Below are 25008 nucleotides of genomic sequence, written 5' to 3' on the forward strand. Positions count from 1 at the left end.
ATATTCCTAGTCCCTGCTGTAGGGACCGGCCTTCGGCAGCTCAGTGAGTGTCCGCTATCGTGGCGATGGCCTCGCTACAGCTGAATATAGCTGATGTGCGGCTCAAAGGGAAATGACTGCAAACTGTAATCCCGCAGATCCAGAATCTCTAGCAAGGCGGCAGTCTCCCCTGGCCATTTCGGATCATTCAATTCATCAAAAGCAACTATGGCGCCTTTTGGCATGCGCGGAAGAAAGTGCTGCAGAGCAATTTTCGTGGGCTCATAGATATCGAAATCAAGGTATAGCAGCGATACCAGAAGATGTGGATTTGTGCTTAAATATTCCGGAATCGTCCTGGTTGCGTCTCCTTTAACGAGAATGATTTTCTCCTGGTGACTTAGGAGGCGGGTGCTATTGAAGTCCGCAATGCATTCCTGAATTTCAGCAAAGGTATCGTACTTTGGATCAAGATGGCCGATTTTCGCTGCGGAAGCATTGCCGCCAAGATCTTCGTTGGCAATGCTTGGAAAGCCTTCAAATGTATCAAAGCCAACAATTTTTCTAAGAAAATTGTATGGCTCAAGGCATTCGGCCAATTTTCCCCATGCAAGGACGCCGGAACCAAGGTAAACCCCGCATTCTACAATCGACCCCTTTACCGTCTGGGACATCTTGAATAGCTCATATTGAACAAGGAGTCGTGCAAGTTCATGCCGTCTGATATATTTTGTGAAGGTCAATATTTGTTGCGATGTCATTGGCGTGTTTTGAGGCATTGGAATTGCTCCGAAATACTTACATTCGCGCAGCGGGCCAGGAAAGCAGTCAGGATTTGTCTGGCGAGCTTGTTTGTTCAGGTCGTATTATCCCCTGGGCCAGACCCGTGACTGGCTGCTGCAAATAATCATGAAAATTGCGCAACTCGCCATACTCACTGGAATCTTCGAACGCTCTCTTGATTTTCCACATATCGCTCTCATGCCACGAACCGGCGAAGTGCAGGAAGTAATTGGACTGAAGGGCGGCTTGAATGCACTGAATTATCAGGCGATTGTCCTCTCGGCCGGAAGAATAAAGAAAGGGATAATTCCACGCCATTTCATAGACCCAGATGGCTTGAAACCTGTAGTCGAGCCAATTGACCGGACCGGCGCTTTGGATTTCAAAATTTATATGCGTTTGGTCCCCGCCTCCCGTCACTGATTGTACATTGCGATCGTACTGCATGAACCAGTTCTCCATGCATTCGGCATGAAATCCGGGGTTGAACAAAATCAGACCCATGCAGGCCTCGTCCTCTTGTGGCGGCAATTTATGGTAGCCGTACAGTTGCTCGAGGGACATAAATAGGGCTGAATCTAGCGGATAGCTGCTGCTGTAATGTGTATGACGGAGAAACGCCAATCGCCGCTGGACGAGGTGAAGCGGAAATGGCAATCCGCTTCGAATAGAAACCAATCCAATTTGACCCGGTTTGGTGAAATCAAATATGTTTGGCGCAAACGGATTAATAAGTATATCTGTGTCCAAATAGCAGACGTTTCCACCGCCTAGATTCGCTTCGAGCAAACGATGTCCGATCAACATCTTCTGCCAGGTCGCTTTTTTCCAGCGGGGGTGGTCTCGGGGTATCAAGTCTTCATCAAAGGCAATTAAGCCGAGGTCATATCGCTCGCAGTATTCCAGCCAGGCAGGCGAAGCGTAGAGCCGCCATGCATCGAAGTATTTCTGTCCAATTGCAATGGTGCAAATCAGATCGCCGCCGATCCCCGGTTGGCGCAGGATTTTCATTACCAGGCGCTCCAGCCGCCGTCGAGCGCTAGATTCTGTCCGGTTACATAGGAGGAAAGATCGCTCGCCAGATAAGCGATCGTTCCCATGATATCGGACTCGTCTGCCATACGGCGAAGTGGCGTGCGCGCCACATATCTTTCGACAAATTCGAGTGGTTGATTTCTCAAAAAGCCTCCTGGTGAAACAGCGTTCACCCTGATCTCTGGCGCAAGCGTCGTTGCCAGCCAGCGAGTGAGCTGTATTAGCCCGCCTTTTGATGCGGCATAGGCTGCCGGATTTCCCATCGTCGTTCCGTCGTAGAGCTTCCAATCAGGCCCGAGGTGTCCGTAAAGTGATGCAACATTGACAATTACGCCGCGCCCGGACCGACGCAGACTTGGCGCCAGACCCTGGCACAATTCAAAGGCGGCGGTCAGATTTACTTCAATTGCCCTTCGCCAGGTGGCAACGCTCTGTTTTTCGAAGGGCTCTACCCAGCCGCTGAGATTTGAATCACCTACGAATGCAGCATTGTTAATGAGTACATCCAACGGGGAGTCAAAGCCGATGACTAAAGTAATAAGGCGTTTCCGATCAGCTTCGACCTCAAGATCGCATTCAATAACCTGCGTCTTTTCGACTGCTTCGCCCAGCCGATCCAGGGTACGCGAGAAATCGGCGCCGGGTCGATCTACAAGCTGCAGAGTCGCGCCTTGGCCCGCCAGCATCTCTGCAATTGCCCCGCCCAGTACGCCAGCTGCTCCAGTCAGCAGAACGCGGCGGCCGAGGAGCGAGGAGAGAGACAAGAGGGCGCTCATTCAGTTGTTCCCTGACAGTTGAAGAGACAATTAGCGATTGCAAAATCCAGGGGCGTATCTATATCAATTGCGCGCTCGGCCGGAACCTCAATGGCTTCGACTCTGCCGGAAAAAAGACCCGGCGAATTCAGTACATAGCCTGGCCGCGCAACATAGACCACGGTCGTAATATCGAAAACAGCAGGAGCATCCTGGCGTCTGCTAATCTGACTGATCGGCGGATTCACAAGTCCAACGGCTCCGTCTGCTTTTGCAACGACCATATTAAAGTAGGGACTTCTATGCGCCGGAGTCATTGCAAGAACAAGGTCCGCAGTCCCATTGCCAAATTTGCTCAGGGCTCGCTGAATATCCTGCGGAATTCTCAAAGGTGAAGTCGCTGGGGCCACTACCAGCGCATCTGGAAGCCTGCCTTCACTCGAACTAAGAAACCGAAGTGCGTGCCGCCAAACTTCCCACTCCGGCGAATGATCCTGGGCGAGTTCGGTCGGCCGCATAAAAGGCGACTCGGCCCCGGCGTCGCGCGCTGCTGCTGCGATCTCTTCTGAGTCTGTTGAGATGAGAACACGACGTATTGATTCCGTTTGCATAAGATGACGGACAGCAAGACCAACCAATGTTTCGCCGCCCAGGCGACGTAGATTCTTGCCGGGTAAACCGCGCGAACCACCGCGAGCACATATAAGGCCAACCGCATCCATGGATACCACCGCTTCAGACCGCGTCAAGTGTTGCAGGTGAGATTCGCTGGCCAGTCTCTGCAGACTTGCGCGCGGCCTCCACGTAGCATAAGGCGCGAACTCCGTCATCCAGTCCAGGCTTGGCGTCCTCCCCTTTTTTGATCGATTCGAGTAGAGCTCGCCACTCAGCTCGATATGACCCGTCAGCGTCTTGCTCGCCAGCATAAACAGTTTTCCAACCCGCGGCGTCTTCGCTTCTTTCTACACGATCGCTTACGGCATTCCAGCGAAGCGATCCATATTCGCCGATAGCCAGACACATGCGAGCAGGAGTTCGTTGAAGGAAATCCAGATTGAGAGAAATCAGAGTTTGTTGCATATCGCCTGAGGAGTGTGTCACGGCAACCAAGCTAGCGCAATCCTCAACGTTGATTTGTAAATCACTCAAATGAGCCGAATAAGATTGAATCCATGCGAATTCGCCAAAAATCCAGCGCAAATAGTCCAGCTCATGACTAAGCTCGAGTAGCGCACCGCCGCCCAGTTCACTTCTCGCACTCACGGATTGGCGGTAGTCGCGCCCTGGCCGCCAGGATGGGAGCCATTGACCGACCGAGGCTTGGACGAAACGAACCTTACCAATTTCAGATGAATCAATAAGTTTTTTGAACTCCTGTAGTGCGGTACTGTAACGCAAATTGTATCCTAATTGTGCTATTCTTCCTCCCGCCCGAAGCGATCTTTCAATTTTCCGACCGCTTTCCGAATCGGCAGCCAGAGGTTTTTCAATCAGAAAGTTCGTTTCGGATGGCAAGAGACATTCTATAGCCGCACAATGCATGGTTGCGGGGCCACAAACAACGGTTAGCTGAGGCTTGAAGGCGCAAGCATCGGAATAGGAATTGAGCAGGCCATTGCTTTCGGATGGCGGCTCATATGCTGTGTCGCGCCTCAAGACTCGAATGTCGGCTTGCGGCAACAAGCTGCGCGCGATCCGCAGATGGCGTGCACCAATGCTGCCGTATCCGGCTATAACTATCCGTTCAATCACTGTAAGAAATTCTTGAGGATGCTTAGCCCTACAGAGCCGCTCTTTTCTGGATGAAACTGGCATCCCGTTACGTTGTTCCTTTTGACAACCCCGGCAACCGAATGCCCGCCATAATTTGCATCAGCCAATCGGTCTGAAGGATGGACTGGCATTGCCATAAATGAATGCACAAAATAGACAGAGTCGCCGGGTTTGACCTCTGCCAGCGAAGTGTCGCGCCAGGGGGGCGAATTTGTGGCTGGGTAGAGTGCGCTCCAACCTATATGCGGTATCCTTTGAGAGGAACCATCCGTTGTCACTGAAGGTACAGGCGCTACGCGACCGGGAATGAGCGCCAGGCCTTTATGCAGACCGAACTCTTCGCTTTCCTCAAATAGCATTTGCATGCCCAGACATATGCCAAGCAATGGAGCGCCGCTACGTGCGGCTTCCAATATTGGTTCAAAAAGTTGAAGCGAACGCAGAACATTCATCGCAGCGCCAAACGCCCCAACTCCGGGGAGCACCAATCGGCGCGCTCTGCAAATAATTTCGGCATCCGATGATAAAGTGACGCGTGCGCCGAAATGCTCGAAGCCCCGTTGGACGCTGAGTAAATTCCCTACTCCGTAGTCAATGATGACCACTTCATTCGATTGCATCATCGTACCTTCGAACCCGAATCCCCGCTTCTTGTGCAGTGCGGCGAACATCACTCACTCTTGCGCGACCGTAGTGAAGGATATCGGCAAAAGCGACCGCACTGACATTCTCGGCGGCAGCAGCAATGATATCCTCTGTTCTTCCCATGCCGCCGCTGGCGATGACCGGCACGGAAACGCGGCCGGTTACTGCTTTCAATAAAGGCAAATCAAAGCCGCGCCGCGTTCCTTCGCGGTCCACAGAAGTGAGCAGGATCTCCCCGGCCCCAAGGGCAGTGGCTTCCTCCACCCAGGAAACTACATCGCGACCGGTGCGTTCACGACCGTTGTCCGTGTAAGCTTCCCACTGATCAGCGGCCTGCTGTTTTGCTTCCACAGAAAGCACCACGCACTGGCTGCCAAAGGTCTCGGCAAGCTGACGGATAAGATTCGGATTGCTGATCGCCGCAGTATTGACGGCAACTTTGTCTGCACCTGATCGGAGCAGGGATCTTGCATCCTCAACGGCGCGAATACCCCCGCCGACGGTCATGGGGACAAAAATGTCCCTTGCCGCCTCTCGGACAATATCCGACAGGTGATTCCTGCCGTACAAGCTTGCCACGCAGTCCATATACAGCAATTCGTCTGCACCCTGGAGGTAGTACTTGATGGCATATTCGTTCGGCGGGCCGATAACTCGCAATCCTTCAAGGTGAACCCCTTTAATTAGATTGGGGCCCTTGATGTCCAGTCGAGCAATCAGTCGCAAATTCGCGCCACTTTCACTCATTTTAGAAGAAGCTTCATTCGTTGTTCAGTCAATTGGATAGCGAAGTTTCCAAGCGTCTCCTTCGGCAACCCATAAGTGCGGAGAGCGAAATTGATCAGCCAGGCGCAAGAAATACTCTCGATCCATTAGCGGACGCTCAAACATTCTGCTAGCTTCCGGGAATTCGCGCTCCGGAATACTCAAATATTGATATAGCTCGTTTTCAAAGCGAGCCGGAAATTCATGATCGAAGCGGCGTACCAGCGCCGCGCCCTCTTCGCGCGTAATGTCGCCTGATCGGATTTCCTGTGCGGCGTCATAAGTTGCGCGACCGATTCCAAATTTGACGCCCGTAGTGTAATAGTGCAAATCATCGATCCGATCATCAATGCTGTTGTATTTTGAATAAGTTCCTGGAGTCCTCTCGGGGGATGCCGCAAATCCGCCATGCTCTACAGCGTAGTAGTAGCAACTCTGAGGATGCCACTTCAGGTAATAGCCAAGATAGTGGACTTCAACGCCCGTTCTGTTCAAATGCTCCGGATTGGCTGGGAGGTACGGTTGAAGATCATTTTGATCGACACCAAATTGGGTCTTCAGATCCGCAACGGATACTCCGCCCAAGAATATCGATGCCTGATTCTCCGCGCTAAAGTAGGACCAATCTCGTTTGGCGGTTTCTGTGTCGCCAATCGGATTTCCATATTCTGCTTCGTTTTCACCAAAAAAAACAAGAGGGATATTGAAAAGCAGCGCCATCTTAGGCGCCAGCGATTTCTGCCCGAACATGAAGGCCTGAAAGGGATGAAAAAGCAGCTCAGTCGAAAGTCGAGTTAGCAGACGGTGGATTCGACCATTTGGCGTCATGAGATAGTTGTCGTGACCAGCATGAATCCATGATTGAAAATTTCTCCACCCCCATTCAGTGTAGACATGCGGAGCCCATGTTACCGTTAGCGGATGCATGCCATAGTTATGCTTGAGTACATGCGAGGCATAGAAGCTGTCTTTTCCGCCGGAGCCAGGGACGATGCAGTCGTACGATCCATCCGATTTGCGGTGGCGGTCGCATAACTCTTTTAGCTGCTGCTCGCGAAGATTCCAGTCAATGGCGTAGCGCTTGCGCTCAGCAAAATTGCAAGCATCGCAAATACCGTGCATGTCAAAATTGATAGTCGCTTTTCGAGATTCTTTTGTATGCTTGTATTCGACTGCGGAATTTGGCCGCTGATTGGAAATGACGCACTTTTTGCAGTAGGAGACAGTCTGCGGCAGCCCGTAGAGCGTGCGCGGATTCGGGTTATCTCGGGAGTATTCCGTCCTGTCAGTGACTGCGGGGTATTTCATCAATTCCATGAATCCAGGCTCCTTCGTTGCCGCGTATCGCTCGCTTCCCCGGCCCTTCGCAAGTCCTCTGGCGCACCAACGTCAAGCCACGGCTCGTGCATTGGGTAGGCGACCGTTCTCTGTCCTTTGGACCGCAGGCGCTCGAAGAGTGTCGGCATATCGCAGCGCTCATTCGGAAGAACTTCATCGAGGGCCGCCGGCTCAAGAGCGTAGACGCCGGCATTTACGTGTGTGCGATGGAGCGGCTTTTCCTCAAATCCGGTAATCTCGACGCCTTCGGTTTGGACTACGCCAAACGGATGCTGCCACTCATGGAGGCGCACTGCCATAGTCGCACAAGCACCATACCGGCTGTGGAAGGCGAGTAGCTCGCCGTATTGAATATCAGTAAGTACATCGCCATTGGTTACAAGAAAAGGCATATCTGGACGTGGAGCAAGGAGACTGAGCGCACCGGCCGTGCCCATTGGTCTTTCCTCGCGAAGGTAGTCAATTTGAACTCCCCAACGTTCGCCGTTCTGGAAGTATTCTTCGATCATGTGGCCCAGATACTGAATTGCCAGAACGAAACGAACGAACCCCTCGCCTCGAGCGCGGTCGATAATGTGCTCGAGCATAGGCTTCCCTGCCACAGGCAGGAGCGGCTTCGGACAGGTTTCGGTATGCGGTCGAAGCCTTGTCCCTAAGCCGCCAGCCATTATGATCACGATGTTGCTTCGCTCCGGCCCCGCCGCGACCTCGTCCCAAAGGTGCAGACCAACGACCCTGTGTAATCCATCAACAATAGGTACTTGTTGTATTTTATTGACATGCATTAGCTGATTGACCACTTCATGGCCCACTTCTGGCGGCACGACAAATGGCTTTCTGTGAAGTACAGACTCGATCGGGTCTGCTACGGTAACTCCGCGTAACATTCCTCTGCGGATGTCGCCGTCAGATACTGTACCCTCCAATTTATCACTTTCAGATACGACGAGGACAATCTTCAAACCGCTTTCATTCAGGCTTCTAACAGCGTCCCCCACCGTTGTCGCCAGTGTCAGTCTGCACTTCTTCCAGTCCATACTCAATTCGCGATCGGACAGGTTGCATCGCGAGCGCTACCTGACACTGGAAAAGTCACATCGTGAAAATGTTTCGAGGCCACTTTGGTCCGATCGAAGGATCGTATAACGGAGACTATGCGTTTTGCAGCGAAGCCATCTCCAAATGGGTTTTGGCTATTGCCCGCATTCGCTCTGAATCCGGGCGTCAAAGAGCGCCGTATCGCCGCGGCAATTTCGAATTCGTTCAAACTACAATCAATGACGCTGGACGCGCGAACGCGACCAGCTTGTCTAATGCCAATATTCACCGTGGGGGTTCCCAGCCCAGGCGCCTCGAGCAATCCGCTTGATGAATTACCGACTACGGCGCCGGCGACAGCCATGCATGAAAGGTAGCGAAGCTGACCTAAAGACTCAAAAGCAAATGCTCTTGGCCGATCGCTGCAGAATTGCTGGATCTGACTTCGTATAGTCGCATTCCCTGGATCGGCGTTTGGCATTGTAAACAAGATCGTAGCTTCGTCAATTGCAGCTAGTGCACGTAAAACGCATCCCATTTGCTCGCCCGGGTCAATTGGATCCAAAGTTGCTGGATGAAATGTCGTTAGCAAAATCGGCGGTTTCAATGAAACCTGCAGGTCCGATTCCAGCTCTAGCAAATTCAGCGGTCTAAGACGCCTAATGCTTTCTATTCCAAGGCCGCCAACGTTGTACACACGATCAGGCTCCTCCCCAAGCTGAACCACCCTGCGGGCATATTCTTCGCAGGCCACAAAGTGCAAATGTGACATCTTCGTTATTGCATGACGGATGGAGTCATCGAAGGCGCCCTCGCTGATCTCGCCGCCGTGAACATGCGCGATAGGAATTCGGCAAATCAAAGCTGCCGTAGCTGCCATCAGGATTTCATAGCGATCGCCTAGCAAAACGAGCCATTCCGGTTGCAATTCGCGAAAAGCGTCGGCCAAACCGATCAGTTCAAGTCCCATTGATTTAACTACGGAACCAGGGCTATCGTCAGCCAGAAGCATTTCGACCCGCTTACTAACTGTAAAGCCATCGCGTTCAATTTCAGCGATAGTTGCACCATGAGCGGCAGATAGGTGAGCGCCGGTTGCAAGAATCTGCAAATTCATATCGGGCGACTCTCGCACTTCCTCCATCACCCAACGCAACAATCCATACTCAGCACGACCACCGGTTACAAAGCAAACCCTGATCATAGATTACAACTCAATGGGCTCATCAGGTTGAAAATCGCGAACGGCCTTCCGACCAAGCAGGAGGTCCCAGTGCAACGGCGACAGACCGACTGTGTGGCGGCGAGTCGTCATGTTTTGTTCGCCGAGCGTATCCCCGGAGTGAATCACGGTTGCTGCAACAATGCGCTTCCGTGCTACCTGCGCATTGGCAAGCTCGGTATCGTAGGGCCTCTTTATTCCGTCGCCAAGAGCCAACTCAACATTTCTTACCGCCCGTACCATCTGCCCGAGCTCGTCTGGCTCCACACTCGCTCGATGGTCTGGGCCTCGCATATTTCGGTTCAGCGTGAAGTGTTTCTCAATGACCGGCGCGCCAAGGGCTGCTGCCGCAATGGCGGCCTCAATGCCAGAACTGTGATCTGAGTAGCCGCAGGGAATGCCAAAGGTGTTCGCCAGAGTGCGAATCGCTTTCAAATTTAAGGAAGCAAAGGGCGCAGGGTATTCCGTAGTACAGTGGAGCAATATCAATTGCTCTCGTCGCATGCCCGCATCGATCAAACAGCGCAGGGCCGCATCAATTTCACCCAGAGTAGCCATGCCCGTTGAAATCAACAATGGCGTATCAAGGCGCGCATGCTTTCTCAGTAAAGGGATGTTGGTCAGTTCGCCAGAGGGAATTTTCAAATATTTCGGTTTGAGCGCAGCCACAAGCGTTAGACTCTCTTCGTCAAAAGCAGTGGAAAGAAATCCTATCCCATGTTGCTGGCAGCGATCCGCCAGCAGCGGATAAGTTGATTCCGGGAGCTGCAAGGAAGAGAGCATTGCTAGTTGCGATTGATCATTTCCAATTGCGCTCTTTTGGTAACCAGCCTTGTCTGCATTCGCCGTGGCAAGTAGCTCCGCCCGAAATGTTTGAAATTTCACAAAGTCTGCGCCAGCTTCGGCCGCCACGTCCACCATTCGCAACGCAAGGTCGGGATCACCGTTGTGGTTTACGCCCGCTTCTGCAATCAAAATGATACTCATTGTCTCAACTCGGCTGAACTCGGCCAGGAGCGAATGACACGATGGCCCATAGGCACGATCGAATTATTTCCAATTGTGGTATTCTCACGCACTATGGCGCCGCTTCCGACGAAACTGCGCTCATGTACGCGTACGCCGCCATTCAGAATCACACCTGTGGAAATATGACAATGGTCCTCGACAATCACATCATGCTCCAGCAGTGCACAGGAATTGATGATGCAATTGGCTCCTACTGAGGCGCAGGAATTGACAAATGCAAAGTGAAATATGACTGTTCCATCGCCAATGGCAGCGCTTCGGGCGACCCGCGCGGTAGGTGCGACGATCTTCGGCGTAATAAATCCGGCATCGCGAACGCTTTGCCAGGCGCGAGTCCGCGACTCCGCGGTCTTGATTTGACCGATGGCTACTATGGCGTAGTCAGCTACAGCCCGCAATTTTTGCAAATCACCGTCGTGTCCCAGGATTGGCCTTCCCAGAAGTTGCTGTCCAACTTGCTCAGGCGTACCCACAAGCCCCACTATGTCATACTCGCCTGCCGTTTCAACTACATCAATTACCGAGCGAGCGTGACCGCCAGCGCCCACGAGCAAGATCTTTGGAGCTGTCATTCTTGTGCAACCAGCCCGGCTCCACTTGGGAGATTTATCAAAGAATCCTGAAGTTTAAGGGCCGTAGAAACAGGCAGGCAAGGGAAGCGACTGTAAGGCGCCTGTTCATGCAGTAAATTCCAGACGGGACGAGTTGTCAGCCCATTCTGATTGGTTTGTTGCAGAATCTGATCGCGTACTGCTCGATCACCTCGATTTAGCTGGATAGCCTGCAGCCAGAAATTGCTCCGCCCATGTGCCGGCTCCGCTATGAGCCGAATGCCCTGAATTGAGTCAAGCGCTGCAGCATAACGATGGTAGAGGAGACGCTTTCGCTCCAGCAGAACCGGCAGCTGCTCTAGCTGCGCACAGCCAAGGGCGGCATTCAAATTAGGCATTCGAAAATTGTACCCTACCGAATCATGTTCATAAAGCCAGGGATGCGGCTTTTTTGCCGTCGTGGACAGGTGTCTGGCTGTGCGGGCCAAATCGTCATCGTCTGTTAACAATGCTCCACCACCCCCGGTTGTAATAGTTTTGTTTCCGTTGAAGCTAAATATTCCGAACCGGCCAAAACGCCCCGTATGCACCCCGCCAAAATACGAACCAAGAGACTCGGCCGCATCCTCGATCAGCTCAAGGCGAAAATCGCGACAGAACTTTTGTGCGGACTCCAGGTTGGCAGGCCTGCCAAAGATATGTACAACTATTGCGGAGTGAATACGCCTGCCAGTCTGCTTGTTCCAACAATAGCCGCTTCGAAACTCGACAATTGACTTCAGTTGATCCGCTACCCGATCAAAGTCAAAAGCGAAGCACTCTTCATCGCAGTCGACAAAGTGCGGTATCCCTCCAGCGTGAACAACAGCGGCAGCGGTTGCGGCGAAGGTCAAAGTCGGAGTGAGCACTTCATCGCCAATTTGTAACCCGGTCGTCCTCAATGCCAGCTGAAGGGCGGCCGTGCCGTTGACGACGGCAATTGCGTTTCGAGCGCCAGTAAAATCGACCAGTTCGAATTCAAAGCGCTCTACAAACTTTCCAACTGAAGAAACAAACGTACTATCAATGCATTGCTTCAGATATTCAAGTTCATTTCCCTCAAATGTGGGCTCATGCAGCGGGGCCGGTCCCGAGGGGAGAATTCGGCGCATGGCTGTGACAATTTGTTGAGGGAGTTCGTGATTCACAACTTCAAATATTGTAGCGATCAGTCTTGTAGGTTGCTACGTGACCGGAATCGCGGAACCACTGAATTGTGGCATCTAGCCCCTTTCGGAAACCCTCTAGCCCGCAATAGACAGGCTGCCATTGTAGCAATTTGCCAGCCTTGTCGTTGGAAGCCCAAAGTCGCTCGACTTCGGATCGAGCGGGGCGCAGACGCATATCATCGGCGACGATTTCGATTTCGACGCCCAATAGCCGGGCAATTTCAAGGGCCGTATCGAGGATCGTCACCTCAAAATTGCTGCCAATATTGACGACCTCTCCCACTGCGGCGTCCGAATTCAGGGCGGCGAGAAAGCCAGCGCACGTATCCGTTACGTAATTGAAATCTCGCGTTGGATGAACAGCGCCGAGTTTGATTTTCCTTTTGCCGGCCAGGATTTGGGTAATTATGGTTGGAATCACTGCGCGCGCCGATTGCCGCGGACCGTAAGTATTAAAGGGTCGAACAATTGTCACAGGCAATCCAAACGAAAAATGAAAAGACATCGCCATTTGATCCGCGGCGATCTTGCTTGCCGAGTAGGGGGATTGCGGCTGGAGCGGATGCTCTTCGGTAATTGGAACAAAGCGAGCTGTTCCGTAGACTTCGCTTGTTGAGGTATGAATTACACGCTCCAAACCCAATCCGCGAGCCGCCTGTATGATATTTAGCGTTCCCTTTATATTAGTATCAACATAGGTATCTGGTGAATGGTAGGAGTAAGGTATGGCAATCAGCGCAGCCAGATGCAAGACAGCCCGGCAATCGGTCATGGCCTCGCGCACCCCATGCGGATCTCGCACATCGCCGGGAAACACTTCGAAGTTCCCCCGCACATCTGCGGCGCAATGATCCAACCACCCCCAGGAGGAAAAGGAATTGTACTGAACAAATGCACGTACGTCATAACCTGCGCGCACGAGCGCTTCCGTTAGATGAGAGCCGATAAATCCGTCGGCGCCTGTAATCAAAACTTTATCCAAGTGCGCACTCTCTCAGGTAATTGGTACGAAATCCGCTGACGCATCCATGGTCGCTCGGTAATGAACCAAGAGCGCGGAAAGGTACGCTACGTGCTGCTTGATCGATTGGTCGAGGGTCGGGAGCAGGCACGCGTCACGCTCAAGGAGCGACATAATCAAAGGTGTTGTCAGTTCGCTCTGTAGCTCACAGCGACCGCGAACGATTCGACCATCAGAACATTCCGCGATACCATCGGACTCGTGGATTTTCCAGACAAGATTTTCATAACTCAGGCTGCATCGAAACTGTCGATCGTGTTCCTTGCTGCTAACCAGCAGGCTGGAACCGTTACTGAAATTGAAATGTAGCGAGCCGTAAACATCGTAAAAGCCAGTGCGAGTTGAAGGACTCCACTGTCCTATCAATTCGTCTGTGGACATAGATTCAAGCGAGGCTTCGTGCCATCTCGAGGCAAGATCCAGGTAGTGTATAGCATTGCATGCCAGGCCACGGACATCCTCATATCGCCAGTGGAGAGTCCGATCCTGGGGAATTTCAAATCTGAGATTCTTGTAGAGCGTCCAACTGAGCATTGGCGTATTGACCCAGGTCCGCTGGCCTCCATTGGTCGCCTGGTGCAGTATATCAAGGTCCGACGGCCTTTGAGCGAGTACTTTTTCCAGCACCCAATAGCGTACCGTCGTGCGATTGGCTATTTGGACTACAGTATTGGCTCGGACATTGGCTGTGGTGGCGACAACGGCAAGATCTACTATTTTTGGCGCGTTCTTTGCTTGTGTCGTATATACGATTTTGTGCGCCGTCTTATCGCCGCCAGCTTCCTGCCACCGGATTTTTGCCTGTCGTAGAGCTTCCTCGGATGGATCAAGAACAGTGCAGTGGATACTTGCTGGAGCTGTGACCAAGCCTTGCAAATAGCGCGATCCCAGCTGGCCGGCCCCGGCGATTAACAGACTAGCATCCATAGATAGCGTGAATCAGTCGCATGGTCTTGACGCTTTCGCGAAGGTCAGGCAACATGGTAGGTCTGCGAGTGGCAAAAGCAATAGCGTCATCTGCCATTCGGCGCAGTCCCGGCTTGAATTCCGTATCCCAGGCATCACGCGGCTCTTCGACAATCTTGCGTTCACCACGTTTCTGGCTCGCTGCGACTTCAAGCGGCCGCAGCTCCCAGCGTTGCGATGCAGTGGAAATAGATACCGACCATGGTCCCGGCATGTTCCACAATGCTGTGTAAATGCCTCGGTCGCCAGAGTCAAAATCAAGAATGGCAGAGAACGCCTCTGGATTCTCAAACGTCCAATTCCCAAGGCGAGTTACTACATCCGCCTTGCCGCGACCGAATACAGAGAAATAGTCGATCAGATGGATTGAATTGGCGTACATCCAGTTTTCGAGAACCTCCCGGGGCTGGCCGCCGGCCGCGGCTCGTTCTAGGTCCTCTTGGTCTTGTATGTGTATTACCCGCGGTCCTTGGTCATTCTGGAGGCCCCGCGCCGCGGCCGCAGTGCTTGCATAGTACCGTCGATTCAACGCTACGCGTATGTCGCCGGCACGACTTCCCGCACATTCAAGTATGTATTCAGCCTCTGACAAATTTCGACCGACAGGCTTTTCTACCAGGAGCTTTGATGGAAATCTCAATGCATTGACGCATACATCCCTGACTGACAATTCAGGCACGGCTACTACTGTCAGATCGGGCCTGGCTTCTTCCAGGAGTTCATCGATGGAATCGGTTGCCAAAGGCAATCCAAAGGCGCCAGCAAATGCGATGGCCCGTTCTTTGCTTCGGGAGCAGACGCCGACCAGAACAGCGGTGTCGAGGCTCGCATAGACTTTAGCGTGCTCGGCTGCCATGTAGCCGGCGCCAATGAAAGCTACTCGCGCTTTCATCAGCAGCGCTCCATAGGACCGCGTTGATGTTGAAATTGTTGCGGCTCGAGGGTCGGAATCAAGTCCGGTCGTAGCGCTTCCCATATCAGCGCTGCTACCTGTTCGTGTCCCCGCGTAGTTAGATGGTGGCCATCGTCCAGGAGGAGTTCCGCCTCCAATGCTTCAACGCTCAAAACCAATACATTTGCCGGACTATCTTTCTTCATTGAGTTGTATTTTTCAACGGACGAGGTAATTCCGGGTGATCTACTCTCCATGGCATCCGGCGGACGCGGCGTAAGTAGGACAACACTGCGCCCGCCGACAGCAGCGACACTGGCTATCATGCTATTAAGGGTTTTCATGAATGGGCGAGGCCGTGTTAGTCGAAAGGACCAAATCCGCTGCAATAGAGGACGAAATTTGATCAAGTTCCTGCGCAACGTTGGCCAGAGCAGCGGGCCGAGGAAGGGAAGCCTGCGCAAAGCGCGGAGATGATATGTAAACGGCTGCGGTGCACAATCTACAATTCCAGAATTGAAAAAATAGTAGGAAGCCGTATCCGCCGCTGCCTCCGGAAGGTAGCCGAAATCGCGGTGAAGAATTTCGGCAAGTTCTTGGATTCTGGCGCCGCCAAGGCCGCGCAATATGCAGCGAACAGAAATACCGGACGGCACGGCTCTCTTCACTCGCTCTTCTACGAGCAGCGGGTATGTTTCACTGAGTCTTTGGATTCCACGACGGGGAAATGCAACGGAATCGGTGTAGAAGTACAGGTGTACTGCATGCGCTGGCATTAGGCGACGTCCGACTTTTTGCCTGCCAGAAGAACTTCTTGATAGCTGCCAATTCGCTCTACTCGCCCTCGGCCTAGCTCCACAATCCGGTCACAGCGTCTGAGAGTTGATATCCTATGAGCTACAATAATTATTGTGAGTTCGGCAGACAGCGCGTAAACTGATTCCATCACCGCCTGTTCCGTCTCATCGTCCAAAGCGCTGGTAGCTTCATCCAATAGTAGGACGCTGGGTGATTTGTAAAGAGCCCGCGCGATGCCCAGACGCTGCCGCTGCCCGCCCGACGTGCGAACGCCATTTTCGCCGACTTGAGTATGATAACCCATGGGTAAGGAGTCAATGAATTCGTCTATTTGAGCCATCGCAGCTGCTCTTTTGACCCTATCTACATTGATAGCATCCGCCGAATGTCCAAGGGCGATGTTTTCGAGAATAGTCGCATCGGCAAAAAAGATATGCTGGGGTACATGAGAAATTTGAGTTTGCCACGATCGAGCGGCTTGCGGATTAAGCGGCGTCCCATCAATGTCAATGAATCCCGCCGTTGGCGTTAGAAGTCCCATCAGTAAGTCTAGCAAGGTGCTCTTCCCTGATCCGGTGCTTCCGACTATGCCGAGCCTTTCGCCCTTCTTGATTGAAAAGGACACTGAATGTAGCGCGCGTTCACGTTCGGAATCATGGGCAAAAGCCAATTCATGAATAGAGATTTCTCTCTTAAACGGAAGTTTTCGAACGCTGTCAGGCTGGCTGAAGGCAGGTATCGGTTGTTCCAGAAGCGCGAGGACATCAAGTAGCATCGGCCTGCTGGAGCGAAGACTTACCCAGGATGCGTAAGCCATTTGCAAGACAGGCAAGAGTCTTTGAGCGCCGAGGGCCAGTGCAGCGAAAATCGGAATGCTGTTCAAAACAGACCCGGAAGATTCCTTTGCAATCGGTAAGATTACAACGGCAACCAGGACTATTGCTGCCGTTTCAATTAAAGTCCTGGGGCTACCGGCGACAAACATATTGACAACATTTGCTCTCGAAAGTCGAGCCTCAATTGTCCGAAACAATCCCGCATAGCGCTCCTGAGTGCCATCCAACAGTACATCTCGGATTCCACCGAGACTCTCCGTTAGCAGCTTTTTGGAGGCAACCGCTTCGCGTGAGAGTATTATTCCGTTTGCATAGACCTTCCGTCGCACTGTAGTCGCTACAAACAGATAGATGACGGCAAAGCCCGCAAATAAAACGACCGACTTGCTGGGATCGAGCAAGAAAAGGAACGCCGATACTGAGAGCACTAGCAATGCTCCGTTGATAATTGCGAATACCGGCAAAATAACGCCGCTAACCAGCGCCTTAGCCTTGGACGCGCCAATAGCAACTTCAGCGCTGTTTCGGCCAGTATGCACAAAATAAGGTTGATACAATGTCCGGCGAAAGACATCCACGGCAAGTTCCGCGCCTACGGCGAATGAAAGTGCGGTAGTGAGCCATTGCTGCAAGAGCCTTGCGCCACCAGACAGCACGGTTGCTCCAATAAAGAGAATAGTAATTGGAACCAGCAAGTCACCTGGCGTCGCTGCGCCAGTCGCAAAAACAAGGGGACTTGCGAAATTGGACTGAAATACCCGCTCGGGCATCGTTAGAATTGAAAGAAAAGGCACCAAACTACCAATTGTTAGCGTCTCGGCCGCTGAAGAAAAGACCATAAGCGCTAGAAGTAATGCAAGCTGCCGCTTGCGGCGAGTTGCCAATTTAGACCAAAGCCTTCGAATGGCGCCTTGCTCTTGCAGTGCAGGGGTATGCGATTGTTCTGCAGCTGATATCGAGTTCATCCGACAGAATCCCTCGGGGAGATGTTTCTTTTGATCCACTCCCGAAGCTGCGCCACGCTCATCCAGTCGCCATTGCTATCCGAACGATATGTAAAGCCTTCCGATACGAGCGCGCCTTTTCCAATCCTCATGGGGTCCTTGTTCCACTGATTGATTGCAGGTAGTATTTTGAAATAGTTTGTATATTCAAAGGTTGTAAGAGCGTCTTCGATTCCAATCATTTGTTCATGCAGTTTCTCGCCAGGGCGAATTCCGATCACTCGAGTCGCCGTCCCCGGACGTACTGCTTCGGCAATTTGGGTTATGGTCATCGAAGGAATCTTTCTCACGTATATTTCGCCGCCTTGCATATCTGCGAGCGCATGCCAGACTAGATCAACAGCCTGTTCTAGCGTAATCATGAAACGGGTCATACGAGGATCGGTAATAGGTATTGGCTGGTCCTCCGGAAGGGAAGCGAAGAAAGGAATTACGGACCCCCGAGAACCCATGACATTTCCGTATCGAACAACCGCAAAGCGAGACTGGTGGGCGCCCGCATTGGAATTGCTAGCGACAAAGAGCTTATCCGATGCTAACTTCGACGCGCCGTAGAGGTTCACTGGGCTGCTTGCTTTATCAGTAGATAGCGCTACTGTCCGGCGAATACCCCGATCGATACATGCATCGACGAGATTCATTGCGCCAATGACATTGGTCTTGATGCATTCAAATGGATTGTATTCCGCCGTGGGCACGATTTTTGTTGCGGCGGCGTGAACGACGATATCGACGCCATCTAAAGCGCGTCGCAATCGATCGATGTCGCGAATATCTCCAATCAGGAAGCGAACTCGAGGATCTTCGGAAAATAGCGCGGCCATCTCCCACTGTTTCATCTCATCGCGCGAGAAAACAACTATGCGAGCTGGATTCCACTTCTTCAGAGTTTCTCGAACAAATGTTCGACCGAAAGAGCCGGTGCCGCCGGTGAGGAGAATCGATGCGCCGTCTAACACTGTAGCAAATCCTTAATGAATTTCCGGCGGGAATTCCGTTGACCGGCTTGTTTGGATGCGATTGCTTTGGCTAAACAACCGGTGCAGCTGAAATGGCCTGTTCTCGGCAGCCGACTTCAAGTCCCGCAGCTGCCGATCAATATCGCCGAGGCTTGTACCCAAGAGCCTCGCAGTGAAATCGTTACAGAGGGACATATCGCGGGGCCTTGGCGCGGGGAATTTCTGATCGGAGAGTCTCCCGGCGAAAAACGTGGCGTCTGACTTGCCAAACGTTCGAAGCAGAGCAATCCCAAATTCGTACTTGCTTAGCCGCTGATCGCCAACTACATGATATACGCCTTTTGCCTGAGCATTGAGAAGTTGCTGGCAACATGCCACCAAGTTATCTACATAGATTGGAGTGAAGAAGGAGTCTGTAAAAAGGGGCTTCGATTCGCCTTTATCGGCGGCGGCGAGAACCCAGTCGCTCAGCGAGCTTCGACCAGCTGGCGCGTAGCCAAAGAAATTCGTTCGGATAATGAGCGCCTGCGAGTCAATCTCTAACACCAATCGTTCAGCGAGCGCTTTTGTAAGGCCGTAGACATTGATTGGCGAAATAGGATCACTTTCGATATAGTTGCCGCATTCGCCGTCAAAGAGCTGGTCGCTGGAAATATGGACGAATTTCAGTCGAAGTTGAACGCAGGCCCGGCAGAGCCTGGCAGCGAGAAGAGCATTTGCCTCTACTGCTGCAGCTGGAAACTTTTCGCATTCGTCCACATTAGTTAGTGCTACAGCGTTGACCACGTATGTCGGCTGGATTTCTTGTAGAAGCCCGACCATGGACTCTGTTGACCATTCAGTCAACTTGTGCCATGGCCGTCCAAGTGGTCGCCCTTCTACTCGACGATGAATCAACTCTATTCTGATTCCCTCTGGCTGACAGATGGCCCAGTTCGAACCGAGGAGGCCGTCGCCTCCGAAAATAGCAATGCAGCGGTTCTCATTCATGGAATATGGCGACGGGCGCTTGGCGGTATTCCGCTACTTTCGCTCAAGTAATCAGCATAGGCCTGTCGCAATCCTTCGCGCAGTTCCACTTGATGTCGCCAGCCCATTCGATGTAGTTTCGAAACATCCAGCAGCTTTCGCGGCGTCCCATCCGGACGGCTGACATCGAATGTTACCCGGCCACTGAAGCCTGTCACCTCCCTGATGGCTTCCGCCAAATTTTGTATGCTAACCTCAATGCCGGAACCAATATTGATGAAATCCCCGCCGTTTGCTACACCCTGAACGTCGTAGTTCCGCATCAAGAACACACAAGCACGCGCACAATCATCGGAGTACAAAAACTCGCGCAGGGGCTTGCCAGTGCCCCAGATCACAACTTCTGAATCGCCAGCGGTCTTTGCCTCGTGGAAGCGCCGAAGGAGAGCTGGGATTACGTGCGAGTTTTCAGGATGATAGTTGTCGCCCGGACCATAAAGATTCGTCGGCATGGCTGAGATGAAATTCGTCCCGTGCTGACGGTTATAGCTCTGGCACATGATGATGCCGGCGATTTTGGCAACGGCGTACGGTTCGTTGGTTGGCTCCAATTTGCCGGAAAGGAGCTGATCTTCGTCCATCGGTTGATGGGCAAATTTCGGATAGATGCACGAGGATCCCAGAAATAGAAGTTTCTTCGCGCTATACCGCCAGCAGGCATCGATGATATTGTTCTGAATCTCCAGATTCGAATAGATGAACTCCGCCGGAAAGGTGTTGTTAGCATGAATTCCGCCAACTTTTGCTGCGGCCAGAAAAACGTAGTCGGGGCGCTCTTTATCAAAGAAGCTGCGCACCTGGCACTGGTCCTGCAGGTCCAGTTCGGCGTGGGTACGTCCGATCACATTGCGATAGCCGTCGGCCTCTAAGGCCCGGACAATTGCCGAACCTACCAATCCGCGATGGCCGGCCACGTAGACTTTTGCCGCTCGATCCATGAGAGTTGTCGGCGCTTGCGCCCTAGCCCCGCTCCAGCTCCGGAAACATCTGCTGCGCCGTTTCCGCCTCAGCGGCCAGTTCATCGATCTGCGACTTGAGCTCCTCATATTCCCGGAGCTTGCGTCGAAAAAATCGCAGCGTCAATCTGGCCTTTTCCTCAATTCCCTGCGGGGTCAAATAGTAAGCATACGCAAACTTATTACGGTTGTTCTTGAAGTTACGCGCCTTGATCCAACCTTTCTCGATCAGCGCCGCAAGGCAATAGTTGGTCTTTCCTAAACTTACACCCAGAATGCTGGCCAGCTCGCGCTGGTTCACTTCCGGATGTTCAACCAGTATGCGCAAGATTCGATGACGGAGTTCGTCGTCCATGGTTGCTTGATCCGCCGGCAAGGCCAGCGGAAGGGGAGAGCGAGCAGGCCTGGCACGGCTTCGCCAGGTGAGTCCCAGGGCCTCAAAATGCAAGGCCACTAAAATGGCCCTATTGGAAACGTCAAATCATTTGTTCAACAGTTGAACACAAATCTAACCTGGGCGCCAGAAAATGGGCGCTGGACATAATGCCGCCTTTTGCCTCAAAATTCGCCCTCCAGGGGCGCGGCGCTGGCCAGCGCCTCGCCGCGCAGAAAGCGCAGGGCGTCTTCTGTGGCGCCTCGTTCCATAGCGGCGCGGGCGTCGGCGGCGCAAGATCCCATATGCTGGGTGAGCAGGATGCGGTCTTCCCCAAGCATCGGCCCGGTGTAGGGCTCGCTGCCAAAGACATCGAGCGCGGCGCCGCGCAGGTGTGCGCCTCGCACGGCGGCCAGCAAAGCGTCTTCATCCAGAATGCCGCCGCGCGAGGTCTGCACCAGCCACGAGCCTGCGGGCATGCGCTGCAATTGCGCCGCGCCAATCATGTTGCGGGTAGCCGAGGTCAATGGCAGATGAATGCTGATGGCGTCGGAGTTCGCCAGTAGCGTATCCAGATCGGTTTGCTCGGCTGGCAGATCGCCGGCAATGTCCTTCAGCGCTACACGGCGGTCGCGGATATCGTGAATTAAGATCTGACGCGGCCGGAAGGGAACGAGCAAGCGCGCCAGATAGGCGCCGGCGCGACCAAAACCAAGGATGCCAATGCGACAATCGCCGATGCGACGGCCAATGATCCGATCCCAGCGGCCAGCGCGCATGCCATGGTCGGCCTCGCCAACGGAGCGCATCGTCGCAATCAACAGTCCCAGAGCCAGCTCGCCGACGGCGGAAGTTACGGCATCTGGCGTGTAGCTCACGGCGATGCCGCGCTGCCGACATAGCTCCAGCGGCACAGAATCAAGACCAATGCCAACGCGCGCAATCATACGCAAAGTTGTGCTTAGCTCAATCAGCGGACGGAGCTCTTCTGAGCCCGCAATGATTACCTGGGCCCTGGCAGCAAGCGAAGCGCTTTCCTCAGCGCGTAGAATCCGTCCCTCTGGGTTAAGTTGAAAGGGAAAGCCGGAAGAGCGCAGCAGGTCCAGGGGGGCCGCATCAACGCGGCCAAAAGGGAAAGCCGATACAAAGATCATCTGACTTCGCCGCGATCCAGATAGGCGACAATGGCCGATGCAAACTGTTCTAATGCTTGCAATCCGGACGGCAGCTCGGCGACAATTCGATTGGCGTCAACTTGACTGTAGCCGTGGGCAATGCGATTGCGCAGCGCTGTCATCGCCGCCAGTTGCAATGCAAGGTTGTCCGGAAGGATGCCGTGTTGGGCCAGCGCCAGCGTCGCAGCTGCGGCCGACTCCGGCAGGGTCAGCGCTTCGTCGGTCAGAATATGCGATGCAATATCAACGACTTCCTGAATGCAAACCAGCAAACTCATTGCGATAGCATCATCGATGTCGGCAGAGGGGACGACGTTTTCCAGTCGGCGGTCCAGACGAATCTGCAAGCGCCGTCTGTGTTCGTTCATCGTGGTCAGTTTGCGAAGTACTATGTCGCGATTGGTCATGATGGCTAGGCTCGAAATTGTCGGGCTATTGCCTGCTGCCCAAGAAGGTAGACAGGTTCAAAATCCCAGTATTCAAGCGCCGCCCTGGCCTGCCAGGCCGCCCAGGCGCCGGGCTCAAATTCATATAATAGACGTCCATTCCTGGCGATTTCGTTCTTAAGCACCGTCGAAGCGCAATCCAGGTTGATGAGGTCGACTTCCCGATGGGCCAGCAGTGAAAATTTCACGCTCATGTTCAACTCGTGCGACAGTGAAAGCGGAACGCGCGCCTGCACGGCAATATCCACATCGCTTTTGGAATGAAAGCGCGGCTGCAAAGCCGAGCCAAAGACCGCGGCAAGGCGCAGATCCGCGCCTTCCCGAATGGATTCGGTCAGTCGCTGCAAAAGAGATTGCTCAATCAAAGAACGAGTCCTCTTACGCTAAAGTCTTGCCCGTCCACTGCAATCCGCAAGCGAAATCAAGAGGCGGGCAATCAAGAAGGATTCGCATTCTGGATGACCAGGGCTATGCTCTCCAGCGCTTCGCTCAATCCTTCGCCGTTGGTATTGGACACTCCTATGCTGATATCCTCGTAGCCGGCCTTTTGCCATTGGCGAGATTTCTGCAGCCGTTCTTGCTTGCTCAGCTTATCCCATTTGCTGCGCGCAAAGATCAACTCTCGTCCTTCGGCTCGACAAAAATCAATTACGCTCAGCTCTTCGTCAGCTGGTTCGCGCCGGCAATCGAGAACCAGTACGGTCAATGAAAGACGAGGAGCGTGCAGCAGAAACTGATCAACCATGCGTCGCAGCGCAGCGCGCTCAGCGTGCGAAGTTCGCGCGTAGCCGAAGCCCGGCAAATCGGCCAGCACCACGCCCTGCGGCGGGCAGGCGCCTGGCAGAGCGCGATACAGATTGATGCTGCGCGTCTTGCCCGGTTCGGCGGATGTTCGCGCCAGATTCTTCTGGTCGCAGAGGGCGGAGATGAGCGACGATTTTCCTGAGTTGGATCGCCCGGTAAATGCTATCAGCGGGGCCGGGCCAGTATCCGGCAGCATTCGGACATCCGGCCACGAGCCCAGGTAGCGAACCTCGCGCAGAAAACGCAACGCCTCGCGGCGTTCTGTCTTGCGTTGACCCTTATGCATCGCGAACCTCGCCTTGCAACGGAAATGACTGGATGAGTGTGTGGCGGGCGCCTTCTGGACGCAGTTCGCTGGCAAAGAGACCGAATTCTTCAATCGGAAATGGATCGCTGGCAAAGGCGCTGAATTCATTCAAATATTCCTGGAGTCTCTGGTCCGAGACTTGTTTCAGTCGAGCCAGAGTCAGGTGCGGATTGAAACCGCCGCGTTCGACGGGCAATCCAGGCGCACGGCAACAGCGTTCTACTGCGCGCTGCAGACCAAGCAAAGCCCCGTTTTGTTCAATGCCAGCCCACAGCGTTGCTCCTGGTCCTTTGCGCCGAAAGCAGCCGACGCCGCGCAAGCGCAGCTGAAAGGCAGGCATTACAATCCGCTGAAGCCGCTCGCTCAATTCGTCGGCCTGCGCCTCGTCCAGGTCTCCAAGAAACTTCAATGTAATATGCATTTGCTCAGCTTCGATCCAGCGTACGCCGGGCAATCCATGGCAAAGCTGCAGCGCAGCTGAGCGCGCACCCTCATCCAGGTCTACGGCCAGGAAAAAACGCGACACCGGCTCAGGCGACTCCGCTACCGCTTAGCAGACGCTCCAGCACTGCAAGATCGTGCAAGGACGTCAGCTTGAGATTTCGTTGGCCGGCTGGCGCAAGTTCGGCGCCAAGTCCCGCCGCCGCCGCCCAGGTTAATAGATCGGTATACTCGCCCTCCGGCGCCCGTTGCAGCATCGTACGTAGCGCTGCAGCCCGCGCCGCTTGCGGCGTCTTCACAGCAAAAAGACGGGTTCGATCCAGAGGGCGCAACATCGGGCCGCTCACGGCGGCTGCTTCGACGACGGTCTCCGTCAGCGGCGCAACCAGCGAAGCGATGCCATCTCTGGAGCGCGCGACCGCCGCTTCCAGCTCGTCCAGCTCTGCGGCCTCCAGGATGGGCCGCGCCGCATCGTGAATCAACACCAGGTCCGCCTCTGGCAGAGTCGCTAGCGGCACCGCTTCGAGCGCTGCCAGTGTAGATGCATGCCGCGTGGCGCCGCCAACAACAAGCGCATCAAATAAAGATTCCGCCAGGCGCCTTGTCGCTTCGAGGTGTTCGGCGGGTGCAACCACAACCAAACGGGCAGCCGGTCGCGCCTGATGGATTGCTTCTATAGAATGCAGAAGCACTGGTTTGCCGTGCAATTGCAGAAACTGCTTGGGCTGCGCGGCCCCGACGCGAGCGCCCACGCCCCCGCTCAAGAGGATGAAATGCAGCCGTGGCATGTGCGGTCATTTTTCGCCGGCGCCGGCCGGATTCGCCATTCTCTTTTGTCGAAAATAGGAATTGGGAAGCTCGAATATTTTGTCTGACCGGG

The 25008-nt window shown here is 53.6% G+C and carries 28 protein-coding genes; all 28 read right to left on the minus strand.

The features are described from left to right. Nucleotides 1-74 precede the first annotated feature (74 nt). The 28 genes from K1X75_15505 to K1X75_15640 all read right to left on the minus strand — a co-directional run bounded on the left by K1X75_15505 (nucleotide 75) and on the right by K1X75_15640 (nucleotide 24916). A complete protein-coding gene (locus K1X75_15505) occupies nucleotides 75-758 on the minus strand; it encodes a TylF/MycF family methyltransferase (protein MBX7059468.1) in 684 nt (227 codons plus the stop codon). 49 nt (nucleotides 759-807) lie between these two features. Beyond that, nucleotides 808-1773: a hypothetical protein gene (locus K1X75_15510; protein MBX7059469.1), complete on the minus strand. Its 966-nt coding sequence runs from the start codon at nucleotides 1771-1773 to the stop codon at nucleotides 808-810. Beyond that, nucleotides 1773-2573, minus strand: a complete 801-nt coding sequence (locus tag K1X75_15515) for an SDR family oxidoreductase (GenBank protein MBX7059470.1) — start codon at nucleotides 2571-2573, stop codon at nucleotides 1773-1775. The genes K1X75_15510 and K1X75_15515 overlap by 1 nt, the downstream gene beginning before the upstream one ends. Beyond that, nucleotides 2570-3274: an acylneuraminate cytidylyltransferase family protein gene (locus tag K1X75_15520; protein ID MBX7059471.1), complete on the minus strand. Its 705-nt coding sequence runs from the start codon at nucleotides 3272-3274 to the stop codon at nucleotides 2570-2572. The genes K1X75_15515 and K1X75_15520 overlap by 4 nt, the downstream gene beginning before the upstream one ends. A 13-nt stretch (nucleotides 3275-3287) precedes the next feature. Beyond that, entirely contained in the window at nucleotides 3288-4304 is a 1017-nt protein-coding gene (locus K1X75_15525; GenBank protein ID MBX7059472.1) for a Gfo/Idh/MocA family oxidoreductase, read from the minus strand. Continuing rightward, nucleotides 4301-4945: an imidazole glycerol phosphate synthase subunit HisH gene (hisH, locus tag K1X75_15530; GenBank protein MBX7059473.1), complete on the minus strand. Its 645-nt coding sequence runs from the start codon at nucleotides 4943-4945 to the stop codon at nucleotides 4301-4303. Before hisH ends, K1X75_15525 begins: the two co-directional genes overlap by 4 nt. Then, nucleotides 4932-5717: an imidazole glycerol phosphate synthase cyclase subunit gene (locus K1X75_15535; GenBank protein MBX7059474.1), complete on the minus strand. Its 786-nt coding sequence runs from the start codon at nucleotides 5715-5717 to the stop codon at nucleotides 4932-4934. Before K1X75_15535 ends, hisH begins: the two co-directional genes overlap by 14 nt. A gap of 24 nt (nucleotides 5718-5741) precedes the next feature. Then, on the minus strand, nucleotides 5742-7052 hold the full coding sequence (locus tag K1X75_15540) for an N-acetyl sugar amidotransferase (protein ID MBX7059475.1): 1311 nt from the start codon (nucleotides 7050-7052) through the stop codon (nucleotides 5742-5744). Next, complete coding sequence (locus K1X75_15545) at nucleotides 7043-8110, minus strand: nucleotidyltransferase family protein (GenBank protein MBX7059476.1); 1068 nt, start codon at nucleotides 8108-8110, stop codon at nucleotides 7043-7045. Before K1X75_15545 ends, K1X75_15540 begins: the two co-directional genes overlap by 10 nt. A 2-nt stretch (nucleotides 8111-8112) precedes the next feature. Next, nucleotides 8113-9315 (minus strand): UDP-N-acetylglucosamine 2-epimerase (hydrolyzing), encoded by a 1203-nt coding sequence (neuC, locus tag K1X75_15550; GenBank protein ID MBX7059477.1) that lies wholly within the window; start codon nucleotides 9313-9315, stop codon nucleotides 8113-8115. A gap of 3 nt (nucleotides 9316-9318) precedes the next feature. Continuing rightward, nucleotides 9319-10320, minus strand: coding sequence for an N-acetylneuraminate synthase (neuB, locus tag K1X75_15555; GenBank protein ID MBX7059478.1), 1002 nt, complete (start codon nucleotides 10318-10320; stop codon nucleotides 9319-9321). Continuing rightward, the gene (locus K1X75_15560) at nucleotides 10317-10934 is read right to left on the minus strand and encodes a NeuD/PglB/VioB family sugar acetyltransferase (protein MBX7059479.1); all 618 of its coding nucleotides are present in this window, start codon (nucleotides 10932-10934) and stop codon (nucleotides 10317-10319) included. The genes neuB and K1X75_15560 overlap by 4 nt, the downstream gene beginning before the upstream one ends. Then, the gene (locus K1X75_15565; GenBank protein MBX7059480.1) at nucleotides 10931-12064 is read right to left on the minus strand and encodes a LegC family aminotransferase; all 1134 of its coding nucleotides are present in this window, start codon (nucleotides 12062-12064) and stop codon (nucleotides 10931-10933) included. Before K1X75_15565 ends, K1X75_15560 begins: the two co-directional genes overlap by 4 nt. Before the next feature lie 40 nt (nucleotides 12065-12104). Next, nucleotides 12105-13103 carry an NAD-dependent 4,6-dehydratase LegB gene (locus K1X75_15570; GenBank protein MBX7059481.1) on the minus strand — a complete coding sequence of 333 codons (999 nt, stop codon included), beginning with the start codon at nucleotides 13101-13103 and terminating at the stop codon, nucleotides 12105-12107. 12 nt (nucleotides 13104-13115) lie between these two features. Next, the gene (locus K1X75_15575) at nucleotides 13116-14069 is read right to left on the minus strand and encodes a hypothetical protein (GenBank protein ID MBX7059482.1); all 954 of its coding nucleotides are present in this window, start codon (nucleotides 14067-14069) and stop codon (nucleotides 13116-13118) included. Beyond that, nucleotides 14059-15000 (minus strand): Gfo/Idh/MocA family oxidoreductase, encoded by a 942-nt coding sequence (locus K1X75_15580; GenBank protein ID MBX7059483.1) that lies wholly within the window; start codon nucleotides 14998-15000, stop codon nucleotides 14059-14061. Before K1X75_15580 ends, K1X75_15575 begins: the two co-directional genes overlap by 11 nt. Beyond that, nucleotides 15000-15344 (minus strand): hypothetical protein, encoded by a 345-nt coding sequence (locus tag K1X75_15585; GenBank protein ID MBX7059484.1) that lies wholly within the window; start codon nucleotides 15342-15344, stop codon nucleotides 15000-15002. Before K1X75_15585 ends, K1X75_15580 begins: the two co-directional genes overlap by 1 nt. A gap of 431 nt (nucleotides 15345-15775) precedes the next feature. Then, nucleotides 15776-17599 (minus strand): ABC transporter ATP-binding protein/permease, encoded by a 1824-nt coding sequence (locus K1X75_15590; GenBank protein ID MBX7059485.1) that lies wholly within the window; start codon nucleotides 17597-17599, stop codon nucleotides 15776-15778. Beyond that, nucleotides 17596-18597, minus strand: coding sequence for a UDP-N-acetylglucosamine 4,6-dehydratase (inverting) (pseB, locus tag K1X75_15595; protein MBX7059486.1), 1002 nt, complete (start codon nucleotides 18595-18597; stop codon nucleotides 17596-17598). Before pseB ends, K1X75_15590 begins: the two co-directional genes overlap by 4 nt. Nucleotides 18598-18609: 12 nt before the next feature. Then, nucleotides 18610-19587, minus strand: coding sequence for an SDR family oxidoreductase (locus tag K1X75_15600; protein MBX7059487.1), 978 nt, complete (start codon nucleotides 19585-19587; stop codon nucleotides 18610-18612). After that, the gene (locus K1X75_15605; protein ID MBX7059488.1) at nucleotides 19584-20564 is read right to left on the minus strand and encodes a GDP-L-fucose synthase; all 981 of its coding nucleotides are present in this window, start codon (nucleotides 20562-20564) and stop codon (nucleotides 19584-19586) included. The genes K1X75_15600 and K1X75_15605 overlap by 4 nt, the downstream gene beginning before the upstream one ends. A gap of 22 nt (nucleotides 20565-20586) precedes the next feature. After that, the gene (locus tag K1X75_15610) at nucleotides 20587-20937 is read right to left on the minus strand and encodes a MarR family EPS-associated transcriptional regulator (protein MBX7059489.1); all 351 of its coding nucleotides are present in this window, start codon (nucleotides 20935-20937) and stop codon (nucleotides 20587-20589) included. A gap of 203 nt (nucleotides 20938-21140) precedes the next feature. Then, nucleotides 21141-22109, minus strand: coding sequence for a dehydrogenase (locus K1X75_15615; GenBank protein MBX7059490.1), 969 nt, complete (start codon nucleotides 22107-22109; stop codon nucleotides 21141-21143). Continuing rightward, nucleotides 22106-22537 (minus strand): DUF86 domain-containing protein, encoded by a 432-nt coding sequence (locus K1X75_15620; GenBank protein ID MBX7059491.1) that lies wholly within the window; start codon nucleotides 22535-22537, stop codon nucleotides 22106-22108. The genes K1X75_15615 and K1X75_15620 overlap by 4 nt, the downstream gene beginning before the upstream one ends. 5 nt (nucleotides 22538-22542) lie before the next feature. Beyond that, a complete protein-coding gene (locus K1X75_15625) occupies nucleotides 22543-22941 on the minus strand; it encodes a nucleotidyltransferase domain-containing protein (GenBank protein ID MBX7059492.1) in 399 nt (132 codons plus the stop codon). Between the two features lie 71 nt (nucleotides 22942-23012). After that, nucleotides 23013-23666 carry a ribosome biogenesis GTP-binding protein YihA/YsxC gene (gene yihA / locus K1X75_15630; GenBank protein ID MBX7059493.1) on the minus strand — a complete coding sequence of 218 codons (654 nt, stop codon included), beginning with the start codon at nucleotides 23664-23666 and terminating at the stop codon, nucleotides 23013-23015. Beyond that, a complete protein-coding gene (gene thpR, locus K1X75_15635; GenBank protein MBX7059494.1) occupies nucleotides 23659-24213 on the minus strand; it encodes an RNA 2',3'-cyclic phosphodiesterase in 555 nt (184 codons plus the stop codon). The genes yihA and thpR overlap by 8 nt, the downstream gene beginning before the upstream one ends. 4 nt (nucleotides 24214-24217) lie before the next feature. After that, entirely contained in the window at nucleotides 24218-24916 is a 699-nt protein-coding gene (locus tag K1X75_15640) for a 2-C-methyl-D-erythritol 4-phosphate cytidylyltransferase (GenBank protein MBX7059495.1), read from the minus strand. Nucleotides 24917-25008 lie beyond the last annotated feature (92 nt).

This window comes from Leptospirales bacterium (genome assembly GCA_019694655.1).
In the GTDB taxonomy this organism is placed as follows: Bacteria; Spirochaetota; Leptospiria; order Leptospirales; family Leptonemataceae; genus SSF53.

Coding starts and splice junctions, on each gene's coding strand:
- K1X75_15505 (MBX7059468.1), bottom strand. CDS start 758: ATGCCTCAAAACACGCCAATGACATCGCAACAAATATTGACCTTCACA.
- K1X75_15510 (MBX7059469.1), bottom strand. CDS start 1,773: ATGAAAATCCTGCGCCAACCGGGGATCGGCGGCGATCTGATTTGCACC.
- K1X75_15515 (MBX7059470.1), bottom strand. CDS start 2,573: ATGAGCGCCCTCTTGTCTCTCTCCTCGCTCCTCGGCCGCCGCGTTCTG.
- K1X75_15520 (MBX7059471.1), bottom strand. CDS start 3,274: ATGGATGCGGTTGGCCTTATATGTGCTCGCGGTGGTTCGCGCGGTTTA.
- hisH (MBX7059473.1), bottom strand. CDS start 4,945: ATGCAATCGAATGAAGTGGTCATCATTGACTACGGAGTAGGGAATTTA.
- K1X75_15535 (MBX7059474.1), bottom strand. CDS start 5,717: ATGAGTGAAAGTGGCGCGAATTTGCGACTGATTGCTCGACTGGACATC.
- K1X75_15540 (MBX7059475.1), bottom strand. CDS start 7,052: ATGGAATTGATGAAATACCCCGCAGTCACTGACAGGACGGAATACTCC.
- K1X75_15545 (MBX7059476.1), bottom strand. CDS start 8,110: ATGGACTGGAAGAAGTGCAGACTGACACTGGCGACAACGGTGGGGGAC.
- neuC (MBX7059477.1), bottom strand. CDS start 9,315: ATGATCAGGGTTTGCTTTGTAACCGGTGGTCGTGCTGAGTATGGATTG.
- neuB (MBX7059478.1), bottom strand. CDS start 10,320: ATGAGTATCATTTTGATTGCAGAAGCGGGCGTAAACCACAACGGTGAT.
- K1X75_15560 (MBX7059479.1), bottom strand. CDS start 10,934: ATGACAGCTCCAAAGATCTTGCTCGTGGGCGCTGGCGGTCACGCTCGC.
- K1X75_15565 (MBX7059480.1), bottom strand. CDS start 12,064: ATGCGCCGAATTCTCCCCTCGGGACCGGCCCCGCTGCATGAGCCCACA.
- K1X75_15575 (MBX7059482.1), bottom strand. CDS start 14,069: ATGGATGCTAGTCTGTTAATCGCCGGGGCCGGCCAGCTGGGATCGCGC.
- K1X75_15580 (MBX7059483.1), bottom strand. CDS start 15,000: ATGAAAGCGCGAGTAGCTTTCATTGGCGCCGGCTACATGGCAGCCGAG.
- K1X75_15585 (MBX7059484.1), bottom strand. CDS start 15,344: ATGAAAACCCTTAATAGCATGATAGCCAGTGTCGCTGCTGTCGGCGGG.
- K1X75_15590 (MBX7059485.1), bottom strand. CDS start 17,599: ATGAACTCGATATCAGCTGCAGAACAATCGCATACCCCTGCACTGCAA.
- K1X75_15600 (MBX7059487.1), bottom strand. CDS start 19,587: ATGAATGAGAACCGCTGCATTGCTATTTTCGGAGGCGACGGCCTCCTC.
- K1X75_15605 (MBX7059488.1), bottom strand. CDS start 20,564: ATGGATCGAGCGGCAAAAGTCTACGTGGCCGGCCATCGCGGATTGGTA.
- K1X75_15610 (MBX7059489.1), bottom strand. CDS start 20,937: ATGGACGACGAACTCCGTCATCGAATCTTGCGCATACTGGTTGAACAT.
- K1X75_15615 (MBX7059490.1), bottom strand. CDS start 22,109: ATGATCTTTGTATCGGCTTTCCCTTTTGGCCGCGTTGATGCGGCCCCC.
- K1X75_15620 (MBX7059491.1), bottom strand. CDS start 22,537: ATGACCAATCGCGACATAGTACTTCGCAAACTGACCACGATGAACGAA.
- yihA (MBX7059493.1), bottom strand. CDS start 23,666: ATGCATAAGGGTCAACGCAAGACAGAACGCCGCGAGGCGTTGCGTTTT.
- K1X75_15640 (MBX7059495.1), bottom strand. CDS start 24,916: ATGCCACGGCTGCATTTCATCCTCTTGAGCGGGGGCGTGGGCGCTCGC.